Genomic DNA, 12,279 nt, shown 5'->3' with positions numbered 1-12,279 from the left:
CGCGGTCGGGGTAAGCGACTCGGTTCCCGGCCGGTCTTTCGGCCGAGCGGCTACGGCCCGGTCACGTACTCGGACCGACGACGTAGTTCGAGTCGGTGCCGGCTATCTGGACGCTCACGTCCGCGTCGACGACCGTGGCCGTCGCCGGGCCGAAACTGTAGCTGTTCGTCGCCTGCGGCCCGGAGGGTGCCTCGACGAAGTACGTCTTCGTGACGGTGGCATCGCCTTCGACCTCGCTGGGGTCGACGGTGCCGAGGACGACCGTCCCGTCCTCGACGGACTCGGCGTCGCCGTAACGGGTGTCGACGGTCCAGCCGTCCGGAACGGCGTCGGTGACGACGACCGGCTCGGAGGTCTCCGAGACGGTGATGTCGACCCGGTTGGTCTGGCCGCCGGTGAAGACGGTCCCGTCGTCGGTCCGGGAGCCCGAGGCGGTGAGGTCCGGCGCCGAGGGCACGTCGTCGCCGCCCTCGTCGACGTCGGCTGCCGGGAGCGTCACGTCGGTGTAGTCGGGGACCCCGCCCTCGATGGCCGTCTCGACCGCGCTGCGGGCGTTGACGAAGCCCGCACCGGCGTTGTAGGGGTTGTAGGCGTCCGCCGCGTTCTCCTCGGCGGTGCCCTCCACGATGCGGATAACCTGCTCCGGGGAGGGGTACTCCTCGCCGTTGTTCGTGTACCAGGCCTCCATCACCTGGGCACAGACTCCGGCGACGACCGGACAGGACATCGACGTACCGGAAAGTGCGGTGTACAGCGGACCAGTTCTCGTCGAGGTTGGGCCCTCCTCGTCGAGTGCCTTCAGCGCGGAGGCGCCCTGCGTCGAGATGACCGCGTGACCGGGCGCGATGACGCCGGGCCGATAGACCCCCAGCGGACCCTCCGGGTCGCCCGGCAGGTCGACCTCCGGCGGCGGACCACGCTCCTCCACGGAGAGGGTACACTGCGCCTGGACGGCCGTCCACGGGTCGACCTCGAAGTAGTAGGTCTTGTCGGGGTCGATGTCCGTCGCGATAACCTCGAGTTCGCCGCCGCCGGGACTCGGCGAGGTCGTCTGGCCGTTCGTGGAACTGGCGAGCACCGGGCCGTCCTCGGCACCCTCGTGGATGTAGAGGTCGATGTCCTGGGTGCCGTCGGGCCAGCTCAGCGTCGCCCGGACGTTCGCCGCACCGTCGGCCGGCACGTACTCGACGAACGACGAGCTACCGACGGACGGCCCGCCGGCGACGCTGGCGTCCGCGCCCGGCCCGACCGTGACGGTCTCCTCGAACGTGTTGACCGTCTCGCGGTCCCCTGCGGCATCGGAGTTGAGCGCACGCAGGTTCCTGAGTCCCGTCTCGCGGTCCTCGGCGGTGAAGCCGCCCTCCCCGTCGGGGAACTCGTCCCAGCGGGCGCCCTCGCCGTCGTCGTAATTTCCCTTCCGGCCCCGCGAGGAGAAGTCGGTCGGTGCCTTGGTGTCGTGGACGTCCTGGCCCTGGCCGTCGTGGCTGGCCGCCACCGAGAGGGTGTGCGGTCCGGTCTTGGAACCGCCGAGCGTGTTCGTGCCCGGCCCGGAGTTGCCCGCCGACCCGACGCTGAGGATGCCCTCCTCGAAGGCGCGCCAGGTCGCCCGTTCCCAGCCGCCGGAGGGGTTGAAGTCGTTGCCGCCGGCGCTACCGTAGGAGTTCGACGTGATCTGCACCGGGTCCTCCGGGTGCAGTTCCGTCAGCAGGTGGTCGAACGCCGCGACCGACGAGAGGACGAAGATGCCGACGCCCTGCGAGTAGACGGTCAGGTCGGCGTCGGGGGCCATCCCCTCGTGGCTGCTGTCGACGTTGCCCTCGCCGGCGACGGTGCCGGCACAGTGGGTACCGTGGCCGATGTCGTCGGTGTCGGCGTACGCCGCATCGACGTAGGCGACGCCCTCCTGGAGCGGGTTGACGAACTGGAAGTGGTGGCTCAGCCGCGGCGCCAGGTCCGGATGATACGCGTCGAGTCCGCTGTCGATGACCGCCACATGGACCCCTCGGCCGGTGTAGCCGAGACCGTCCTGGACGACCCCCGACTTCGTCGCTATCTGGGCGTCGCCGTTGTCGTACTCCAGTTCGTGGTTGTACTGGACGTACTGGACCCTGTTGTGGCCCGCGATGCGCTCCAGTTCCGGCCCGGTCGCCTTCGTGTAGACGATGTCCAGCGCCTCCATCTCGAAGGTGCCCATCGGCGTCTCGTACCGGTCGAGGAGGCTGTAGTCCGCGCCGGGTTCCAGCACCACGAGCGCCTCCTGTAACTCCTCGCTGGAGAGATCGAACGCGTCGTCGATTCGTCTGCCGGCGGCAGCACCCGTCGTCGAGAACAGCTTCCCACCGAGTGCCGCACCCGTTGCCTTCAGTACCGAACGTCTGTCGAACGACATACCTCATCCGACGTGTGGAACGGAAAGTATTTCCTGACAAAACTGTCCAAAGGCCACTGTCATAGAATACCAAACGACCACCGGGACGGGGATGGATAGCCGATATTCTAGATAATACCGGCGGCTGCTCGGCGTACAGCGCCCTGCTGGTCTCTCACTCCGCTACGCTCCGTTCGAGAAGTGGGTCGGGGCGGATTCGAACCGAAGGAAGACGGTCGCCTCACTTCGCTCGGCGCTGCGACTTCCCGGGTTCGAATCCTTCGGACGATTTCCGTGCCGAAGGCTCCTCGCTACGCTCGTCGCGTTGCGGCACGGAAATGGGTCGGGGCGGACTAAGCGCGAGGTACGTACTGACCCTTCGCCGCCGTTCACGCGGTAGAGCGCCCTTCTACAGGCGGTCCGTGACAACGATGACCACGGACAAAGACGATCTCGAACCGCTTGATCCCGAGACGGGGACCAAGCTGTTCCTCGAACACAAGGCAACAGACTGTACAGACTCGACCGTCCAGAATCACCGCTACCGGATGAAACACTTCCTGGAGTGGTGTGACGAGGAGGATATTGACAACCTGAACGACCTGTCGGGCCGGGACATCCAGCGGTACCGGCTCTGGCTGGCTGACGACGATGACGTCAACGCGCTCACGATGAAGAATATGATGTCGGGCTTCCGCGTCTTTCTCAAGTGGGCCGGCTCGGTAGAGGCGGTTCCGGAGAACCTCTATTCGAAGTTGATGATTCCGCGCGTCCGGCGTAGCCAACAGAGTAGCGAAAAAATCCTTGAGGCGGAGCGAGCAGAGAAGCTTCTCGCGCACCTCTCGCGGTACGAGTACGCCTCAATGCACCACGTCCTACTCGCATTCCTTTGGGAAACCGGAATGCGCATGGGAGCTGCCTACTCGGTCGATCTGACCGATGTAGACTTCGACGAGAAACGCGTCGAACTCGTCCATCGACCTGATCAAGGTACGACGTTGAAAAACGGAAAGAGCGGCGAACGATTCGTAGCGATGTCTGCCGAAGTGACAGAGCTACTCAAAGACCACGTCGATACGTTCCGGTACGACGTCACCGACGAGTACGGCAGGAAGCCTCTGCTGACAACAGAGCACGGACGGATGTGCCGAGGAACGATCCGTCGAAAAATCAACAAGATCACCGCGCCGTGCTATCTTGACGACCCGTGTCCTGACTGCAACCAGGGCATCGAGAGGAAGTGTCCCGAAGCAGTTAGCCCGCACGCCATTCGTCGTGGGAGTATCACGCACTTCCTCACGGAAGACGTGCCGATCGAAGTTGTCAGTGATCGTATGAATGTGAGTCGGAAAGTACTCGACAAGCACTACGACAAACGATCCGCGGAGGTGAAACTGGAACAACGCCGCGGCTACCTCGATGAGATCTGAGGGGATAGCCAGTTAGCGAACCCCCTGCCGATTTTTTCGAGTAACAAACTACTGCCTCTAGTTTCAACTAAACGGCCCCGGGAAGAAGACTTAGACTGAATAGGTTGAGTGAAACCATGCCGACGAACAACGAGTAGGCAACTGCGCCTCTGGCCATTCGTTCTCTGTTTGGATGGAGGGATGCACCTGGTCGGGACGCTAAGTTTTCGAGCTCTCGTCGAAGACGATTCACCAGCAACCGCCCGACAGCGAATCCACCGATGACAAATACGGCTCCTGGATGCAGTACGCCCGTTGTGTCGTCGGGGAGTTCGTCGAACGTCAACTGTTCCTCAGCCATTGATTCGTCGTCTTCAGGCACTATCACGTCGTCTCCGGATGTCGATTCATCAGTTCTATTGAATTCCATGAGCGCCTCCGTATCGACTGTCCCGTCACTGTTGATGAACATATTGACCATCCGTTCTAGTTTAGTGGAGAATCCTGTTGCTATCTGTTGATTAGATATCGTCGCAACTACCCGGTTGAGGAACCCGGTGGGAAGTGTGTACTCTCCACCGGACTCGGTAGTTGTTGACCGAATTCAAAGAGCGTTTCCCTCTGATGAGTTGCGCGAGCGCGCTCGCGCAACGAATCTCGTTGAGCGTGAGCGGAAGTTCGACATCGTTGCGCTGTTTTACACGCTCTCGTTTGGCTTCGCCGCTGGCTCAGACCGCTCCCTGCAAGCATTTCTCGACCGCTACGTCGAGATGGCTGACTGCGACGAACTCTCTTACGCGGCATTCCACGACTGGTTCGAACCGGGCTTCGTTGCACTCCTTCGAGAGATTCTCGATGACGCCATCGAGAATCTCGATACCGGACGAACCGAGTTGAACGGACGTCTCGAACGATTTCGAGACGTCCTCATCGCCGACGCAACTATCGTTTCGCTGTACCAAGACGCCGCTGATATCTACGCAGCAACTGGCGAAGACCAAGCTGAACTGAAACTCCACCTCACGGAGTCACTCTCGACAGGTCTTCCAACACGGTTCCGCACAACTGACGGCACTACTCATGAACGGAGTCAGCTACCCACCGGCGAGTGGGTAGCTGACGCCCTCATCCTGCTTGATTTAGGCTTCTACGACTTCTGGTTGTTCGACCGAATCGACCAGAACGGCGGCTGGTTCGTCTCCCGAGTCAAGGACAACGCAAACTTCGAGATCGTCGAGGAACTGCGAACGTGGCGAGGCAACAGCATTCCGCTGGAAGGAGAGTCGCTGCAGGCCGTCCTCGACGACCTGCAGCGACAGGAAATCGACGTCCGCATCACGCTCTCGTTCGAGCGCAAGCGAGGGTCGGGCGCCAGCGCGACCCGGACGTTTCGACTGGTCGGGCTGCGCAACGAGGAGAGCGAAGAGTACCATCTGTATCTAACGAATCTAGCGCGTGAGGAGTACAGCGCGCCCGATATCGCGCAGCTCTATCGGGCGCGCTGGGAGGTCGAACTGCTGTTCAAGGAATTGAAATCGCGGTTCGGCTTGGACGAGATCAACACGACCGACGCCTACATCATCGAGGCACTGATCATCATGGCGGCGATTTCGTTGTTGATGAGTCGTGTGATCGTGGATGAGTTACGGTCGATTGAGGCAAGACAGCGTGAGGTCGAAGCCGCCGCAGACGCCGACGAGTCGGCGTCGCGGCTCCCTCGTCGTCGCTGTTCGCTAGCCGTCGAACGCCACGCTCATCTGATCCAGCTGTATCTCATGGTTGAGTTGGGCTACGAACTGCCGGATTTGGACGAGCTGTTGCTGTGGGCATCACGAAATCCAAATCCACACAGAAATCGGTTACGTGAGCAGGTTGAACGGGGTGAGTTCGGCTTTGACCGCCCCTAAACTAGAACGAATGACATATTGACAAGGACACCGGCATCTATCGTTGCCTCAGGATCACCGTAGCCGTCGAAGATTTTCTCCAGCACTTCTAACCGGTGCTCCCGCCTTCGCTCCTCAGTTCGCGTGTCGTAGTGTTCGTTCAGTACCGGAACCGAGACATCCACCCGATCGGTGAGCAGCTCCTTGGACACCCCACTCTCGATCTGGTGTTCTATCGACCACCGTCGAAGCGGATGGGGACTATGGCTCGACGGACACTCGGATGCGTGTCGACTGATCGTCGCCGTACACGACGCGATCTCACGATCGTGTGGGCACTCACCCGTGTATTCGCAGGGACGGGTGAGTTTGTACAGGTCTCGCCGGATCGTCGTTATTTCGGGACGGCCGTTTTCTGTCGTCAATAGTGGTTCTCTTCCAAACTTGTCTTCTACATCGGGGCGCTGAGGGCTGTTCACGTACCGCTTGATGAGGTCCGCCAGCTCCCGTGAGATGTTCTGATGTCGCTGTCCATCTGTCCCGTTTTTGAGCGGCGTCCCTCTTTCATTTTCGAACTCCTTCTCCGGACGATGCCGAAGTCGAATCGCAGGACCTTCTTCATCATCCTTGTCGATCACGTCATCCTTGTCAATCGCGCGAACAGCGCCGACCCGGTTCCCGAGTTCTTTGATGAGCCGAAACTCAACATGGCGACGCGAGCACGGTTCATGCGCTTCGAGAAAGTCAAGTGCTGCGTTGACTTCCTCGTCGCTCGGTTTGTCATTGGAAACACCCTCATCATCAGGCACGTTTGGAACAGGGGTTTTGTTCGGAACGTCAGAGTAGACCGCCTCGATCTCGACACAGAAGACGAGAAACCGCCGCAAGACGCTCATAATTCCATTAAGACTAACCGTGCTATTATCGGACGTATCCTGACACCAGTTCTTGAATCGGCGCAATTCCCGCCCCCGAATATTATTCATATTGTCGATACCTGATTCATTAGTCCACTCAACGAAGAGCCCGACCCCGTCCTTGATTGTCTGAATTGTGGCATACCTGGCGTCTTCCTTGCGCTCGTCCAGGTACATCTCTTCGGCTTCCTCTGGAGTGATTGGTTCGAGTCTATCCCTGTGCATTTTTGAGACAAAGCGGAATATTATACAGGTACTTAAAAACCCTCGTCGTACAGTGACTATTTTATCCGCGAATACTTCGAATTTGCCGACTCAGCCACATTCCTTGGTATGTTCTGTAAAGATCATTCTCCTCTATAGTGAACCCGAAATCCAAACCGTACCGAACATTTCACAAGCGGATCTGTTACGAAATCGGACACTGATGACGACTGTCAAATACTCGCAAGTCACCACTGAGTGGAGACAGACCCATTCGAAAATATCGGATCCGGACACCGACCACGATGAGATTGTTACTGCCGCGCCACTCCCACACCTTCGGCTGCAAGCTGTGGGAAATCGGAGAATATAACGTACTGATTCTCCGAGCGTTTCCGAGCTTCTTGCCACCTCTGGTTCCGTGGAGAATCGAAATCAACCTCGGAAAAACGTCGATATTGTCCCATAATGGTCTATCTAATAGGTGGATTTGTAGTGGGGTTGGAGCGGGATTTACCCGCCGGATTCAGCGCGTCGTCTCGGGTGCCGACGGGCGTGCGCTTCCCGGCGGCCAGCGCCAGGCCTCTGGCCTGCGGGCGCAGTGCTGGCGCGGCGTAGCTGTGCCGACGGAAGTGAACGGAACGAGGTGGGTATCGATTGCGGTGTATAGACGGGTGGTGTTGTCGCCGGAAAAAGTGCGCGGCAAAATCAGTCATCCAGAAGCGCCGTCGGGATTCCCGGGAACGGAGCCATGGTCGGCTTCCGGCAGTGTTTGCACCGCCAGTAGAGGCGCGCGCGTTCGCCTTCTTCGCTCGGAAATTCGATCGGATGCTCGAATTCCAATTTGCACGTGTTACACCGGTAAGACGGTGACCGCGTCTTTCGGTGAGAGATACTCTGCCCACCGCATGTGGGACACCTACAGCAAGCGCAAGATTCGATGTCGCCGTCTTCTGGCTCACAGTGGTCATAATCCGGATTCCCTTCCGTAATGCCACCGTCACGGACAGAACGAACACCGCGTTCCAGTGGCACCAGCCACGGATCCTCGCCGCCGCAGTGGTCGCATTGGGACTTGACTGAGTTCTTCGCTGGATCGTACTTGTTGAGGCAGTCGTCGCGCTCGGCTGCATCGATGAACGCGGGCAGGTCTTCGAGGCGGGCGTCTTCGGGGTCAAGCGCATCGGGGTTGACGTCTGCTTGAGTAGCATCCTCGAACGCGGTGAGTCCTGCCTGCCGGTCGTGCACGTCTGTCGGGTCAATCGGGTCAGTGGTCGCTTCCCGGGCCCAATCCGGTGTGTGGAGATCACGCGACCAGTATGCGCTGTCTTCCCGTGGTGCATCCGCGTCGTGTGGCCAGGAAGTCCGCGGCAGTCTCCGGGAGGCTGCGCTGTGACTCCGGATGGTGAACCACTCCTCGATGTTCTGCACCGGGTCGATGAACGCCGGGCCCGAGGGGTGGTAGTGCTCACGGTGATTGTCAGAGATGAACGCGGTCGTCCAGCCGTTCGGCGTTCCTTCGTTAAGCATCTCGCTGCAGTCGAAATACCCAACGACGCCCGGGAATTGCCGCCCGGAACCCGGTGTGACCATCGGCAGGATTCCCTCGCCGCCGAGGTACTCCTGAACGGTCAGGCCGTCCACGGTGTAGGTGTCCATGTCCGTGTCGTACCGCGGGTCTTTCCGATTCTCCTCGATTAGCTCGTCGATGCTGACTTTTCTATATTGTCGCATTGTCTTGTCTCCGTAGGGGTTCTCGCAGGGGACGCTGACCGAGAATCGACTTCGGGAAGGGTATCCGGAGCCTCACTGCACCGTGACCTATGGTCAACCGGTTCTCTTTGCGTGGGACGGTAGCGTCCTGTCGTTTCAGGCAGTCACCCTCCAGCGTTCCTCCTTTGTCGAATATCTACTCGGTACGTTGATTCCTAGTCTAATTTTATATCATATAGGTAAATAACCTCGCCAGCGACAGTCGTTTGATTATCAACGAGTCTCTGACCGCACCAGTCAGACCAGTATCGTCGGTAGCGAGCGGCAAAATTGTGTGGAACGTGGTCCATGTGCGCTATCTCCGAGGCATCGAAGGCGGAGTAGTCCCGTGTTTTCAAAGCTTTCATTGTTCCTGCGCAATCGGTGGCCTGCTGGCGCGCGCCGGGAGATGGGTAACACACGGTCCGGAACACGGGATTGACGATGTCGTACACATTCTCTCGTCATCGGCCGATGCCCCGGCTCTCAACGCACCTACCGCGACGCGCTCGAGTCAACGATTTCCTCAAGATCGAACAACTGCAGGTCGTCACGGTCAGCAGCTGCGTCTTGAACGGATTGCGTGAACCCGTTTCGGGCGAACAGCGCATACTCGTGCTCAATGTCCGCACCATCGGGCGACCATCGAATCTCCTCCGTGTGAGATTCAAGCGAGGCGAGCGCGCTATAATCGAGTGGTGCAGACGTGAACTTACACTCGCCCGTCACCATCGTCCCGTCTGCGGCGAGCCCGACGACGTCCACCTCGTACTCGTTGTACCACCAGCGCCCGATGTCGGTGAACATCGTATCGGGATACAGATCAGGCAGGATATCCTGACACCGGGTTTCGAACGCCGGACTCACGAAATCCGCTAGTTCCGGTTCAATAACCGTCTCGTACGCATCGGCCCCCAACCGCTCGTACCGGTCTTCGTTCCCGTAGACGAACCGGAACCAAAACCGGAACAACGGGTCGAGAATCCGGTACCGGCCTCGGCGTGATTTTGTCTTATCCTCAGTCACCGGGACTTCCCGTTCGACCAGTCGCAGCCGCTCAAGTTTCTGCGTGTACGTCGAAATCTGTTTGCTATCGATCCCGACCGTTTGCGCAATCTCGTTCGACGTCGTGTTCCCGGCCGCGATCGCTTTCAGGATAGCGAAGTACCGGTTCGGCTCCGTCAGCTCAGTGCGAAGGACGTACTCCGGCTCGTCGTGCAGGAACCCCTGCCGTGACAGCAGCGACTGTTGGATGGCTGTGCCGAGATCGTTGTCCAGATCGACGCCGTCCAGATAGTACGGCGTCCCGCCAAACACACCCCACGCGAGCAACAGTTGTTCAGGGGAGTAGCCCTCAGGAAAGAACGTGCGTGCAGCAGCAAAATCGAGCTGACGCAGATTGATCTTCTCAGTGAACCGGCCATACAACGGACTGTTCCCGAGGAGCGTCGCCTCCTCCATCATACTAATCGAGGATCCCACAAGCACGAGCGTCACGCCAGTCTCGCGCAACTCCTGATCCCACAGTCGCTGGATCACCGATGGAAGGCTCTCGTCAGCGTCAATCAGGTATGGGAACTCGTCCAGCACGATGACTGCATCCTGATCAGCGAGGTACCCAAGCAACGACTCCCACTCGTCCTCAATCCGGTCGATTCCTGGAAACGACTCTGCCGCCACATCCACGAACGCATCCAGTTGGATCTGCCGGGTCGTTTCGGTCGCCTGGTACAGGACAGCGTCATCGCGGTCTTCCAAAGACTCACGAACGAGTTCGGTCTTCCCGAGACGGCGACGCCCAAAAATCACGACCATGTCAGCGTCATCCGACGCATAGCAATCTCGAAGCCGGCTGAGTTCATCCTCCCGATCCACGAATCGCTCCATATCCTCTAACTGGCGTCCAGCCGAATAAAACTCTCGAATAGCCTAATCCAGAATAGGCTAATTCAGAATTGTCTAACCGAAGATTGTTCTCTGGACATAATACGGTGACAGCAGAAGCAGCTCTCTATCACCGCTAGCGACTGTGGGAACGACCGATGTCTCGATTCCGACGGACGCGACCGACCACTACCGTGTGTCGCTTAGCCGTCGTCTCGCTCGATAGTCCAGTACTTGACTGGCGTATTCAGCATCGTCTCGATTACTCTCCGCAACGGCTTCGAACGATTGGCGTGAAATCTGCTCTGTCAGCAACTCCCCGTCTTCAACCTTCCACGCAAACGGCTCAGCAGGATCTATTCCGCGCTCCTGCAGCAGGCTTCCATCCACCCGTAGGGACATCACAAGCTCGTCGCCATACTCACGTGCTTGGTCACGGCTCAACACCAAGTTATCCAGGTATCCATCACCACCTGGCGTAGGTGTCGCCCACTCAACTGTCCAGGACTCAGTTTCGCTCGTTACCAGATTCATCCTCAATCATAAGACACCATTTTAGTGGCGGTATGAAAGTTCTATTCAGAGGTATGGTCAGGCCACTCATGGCCGGGTTGTTGCCTGTCAGGTTCGGTTCGGTGCTGGAACTCCGCTTGTCGAAGGGCTTGGCGCTCCAGATCCTTTTCGAAGAACTCAGCCGCGCTCAGCTTCTCCTTAATGCTTCTCGATAGCCGCCGCATCGTTCGCTTATCCAGATGAACGGACTCAGCCAGACGTTTGAAATCCTCTGTCTCCGAAATTCGCGGAGCGTCCTTCTTCCGTAGGTGTGCGAAGCGATTGTAGTTGACGACGACCCGGATGACTGTTAACGCCACCTTCTCGATCCGTTTGTTCTGTCCGAAGTCGTCGAGATCCAACAAGAGCATCGCCCGCACCGCCTCATCTCGCTGGAACTGAGTGACACCGAACCGAGAACAGTACGCTTGCGTGATTCGTTTCTTATCGAGTCGAGCAAGCCGCGCACTCAGCGTCCCATCTGACGGATGCCGTCCCTCGTTGTGTTTGGCGAGACGATCAGCAGGTGTTCGAAACCGAGAGAATTTTGAGTGCCTGTACCGCTCTGAAGCATCCCCAATAGAAGTCTCCCCTACAGGTTCGTACCCGACGGCGTATGATTCAACATCGACCCCCCATGCCGGCGGCAAATCTCCGTCCCCTTCGCTCTCGTGTATGGGCCCTGCCCGATAATCTAACCGGGCACCAGTAGTGATCTCCCGGATAGTATCGTCAATAGTGGCAGTCTCCCACACCGAGTGACTCATCCATTAACCCTGCACCGGACGCGTTCTTTAATGCAGCGCTGCTGAACAGTCCGGAGTATGACAGGATACGGAAACAGATGAGGGGGTACTCCCTTAATTTGGGTTTAAGTATGGTCCTGCGACAATACTGTTATTGAGGGGTTCCCGGCTGAGGTGGCTCGGAGAGCCAGCGAGGGTATGCCGATTTTCCGGCCTCTTTTCGAGGCCTTCCATAATACCCTTTACCTGCCTTACGGCAGGTCGTGATGATTGGCTCGGCTTCGTCAGCTAAGGGTTACCTTTGGCGCTCGCCCGCGAAGGATTACACGAAGGGGCTTCGGGCCCTTTGACCCTACGTTGAGCGGCGTCAGGGGATGACTCCGTGGATTGCGAAGGGTTTTCAACGTTCTGAGCAGCACTCTCGCTTCGGTTGACGTCCCGCCGAAGTGAACTTGAGCCCAGAGCATCGTCACCGAGCGTAGCGTGTAGCTTGCCGGTTCGATATTCCCCTCACCCGACGACGCGATAGCGATTCTCAGAGACCGTTCGTCCGACTGAGCA

Annotated in this window: 8 protein-coding genes; 2 read left to right on the top strand and 6 right to left on the bottom strand. The window is 58.8% G+C overall.

The genetic code is table 11. The features are described from left to right. Positions 1-61: 61 nt before the first annotated feature. Positions 62-2,389, bottom strand: coding sequence for a S8 family serine peptidase (locus NLF94_RS12160; protein ID WP_254837895.1), 2,328 nt, complete (start codon positions 2,387-2,389; stop codon positions 62-64). A 410-nt stretch (positions 2,390-2,799) separates the two neighbouring features. Here NLF94_RS12160 and NLF94_RS12155 point away from each other — a divergent pair, with 410 nt between their 5' ends. Continuing rightward, the gene (locus NLF94_RS12155; RefSeq protein WP_254837894.1) at positions 2,800-3,798 is read left to right on the top strand and encodes a tyrosine-type recombinase/integrase; all 999 of its coding nucleotides are present in this window, start codon (positions 2,800-2,802) and stop codon (positions 3,796-3,798) included. Between the two features lie 67 nt (positions 3,799-3,865). Here the strand turns inward: NLF94_RS12155 and NLF94_RS12150 are convergent, their stop codons facing one another. Then, positions 3,866-4,249 carry a hypothetical protein gene (locus tag NLF94_RS12150; protein ID WP_254837893.1) on the bottom strand — a complete coding sequence of 128 codons (384 nt, stop codon included), beginning with the start codon at positions 4,247-4,249 and terminating at the stop codon, positions 3,866-3,868. 85 nt (positions 4,250-4,334) lie between these two features. Between NLF94_RS12150 and NLF94_RS12145 the strand changes: the two genes are divergently transcribed. Further along, a complete protein-coding gene (locus NLF94_RS12145) occupies positions 4,335-5,684 on the top strand; it encodes an IS4 family transposase (RefSeq protein WP_254837892.1) in 1,350 nt (449 codons plus the stop codon). Here the strand turns inward: NLF94_RS12145 and NLF94_RS12140 are convergent. The 4 genes from NLF94_RS12140 to NLF94_RS12125 all read right to left on the bottom strand — a co-directional run bounded on the left by NLF94_RS12140 (position 5,681) and on the right by NLF94_RS12125 (position 11,334). Then, entirely contained in the window at positions 5,681-6,805 is a 1,125-nt protein-coding gene (locus tag NLF94_RS12140; RefSeq protein WP_254837891.1) for a site-specific integrase, read from the bottom strand. The genes NLF94_RS12145 and NLF94_RS12140 overlap by 4 nt on opposite strands. A gap of 687 nt (positions 6,806-7,492) precedes the next feature. Continuing rightward, complete coding sequence (locus NLF94_RS12135; protein ID WP_254837890.1) at positions 7,493-8,518, bottom strand: hypothetical protein; 1,026 nt, start codon at positions 8,516-8,518, stop codon at positions 7,493-7,495. Between the two features lie 513 nt (positions 8,519-9,031). Next, positions 9,032-10,423, bottom strand: coding sequence for an ATP-binding protein (locus NLF94_RS12130; RefSeq protein ID WP_254837889.1), 1,392 nt, complete (start codon positions 10,421-10,423; stop codon positions 9,032-9,034). 572 nt (positions 10,424-10,995) lie between these two features. Then, complete coding sequence (locus NLF94_RS12125; RefSeq protein WP_254837888.1) at positions 10,996-11,334, bottom strand: hypothetical protein; 339 nt, start codon at positions 11,332-11,334, stop codon at positions 10,996-10,998. Positions 11,335-12,279: the final 945 nt, after the last annotated feature.

Origin of the sequence: Natronomonas marina, assembly GCF_024298905.1 — an archaeon.
Lineage (GTDB): Archaea > Halobacteriota > Halobacteria > Halobacteriales > Haloarculaceae > Natronomonas > Natronomonas marina.
This window is presented reverse-complemented; position numbering and strand designations above follow the sequence as displayed.

Excerpts from the sequence above, each read along its gene's own strand:
- NLF94_RS12160 (WP_254837895.1), bottom strand. The coding sequence starts at position 2,389 with ATGTCGTTCGACAGACGTTCGGTACTGAAGGCAACGGGTGCGGCACTC.
- NLF94_RS12155 (WP_254837894.1), top strand. The coding sequence starts at position 2,800 with ATGACCACGGACAAAGACGATCTCGAACCGCTTGATCCCGAGACGGGG.
- NLF94_RS12150 (WP_254837893.1), bottom strand. The coding sequence starts at position 4,249 with ATGTTCATCAACAGTGACGGGACAGTCGATACGGAGGCGCTCATGGAA.
- NLF94_RS12140 (WP_254837891.1), bottom strand. The coding sequence starts at position 6,805 with ATGCACAGGGATAGACTCGAACCAATCACTCCAGAGGAAGCCGAAGAG.
- NLF94_RS12135 (WP_254837890.1), bottom strand. The coding sequence starts at position 8,518 with ATGCGACAATATAGAAAAGTCAGCATCGACGAGCTAATCGAGGAGAAT.
- NLF94_RS12130 (WP_254837889.1), bottom strand. The coding sequence starts at position 10,423 with ATGGAGCGATTCGTGGATCGGGAGGATGAACTCAGCCGGCTTCGAGAT.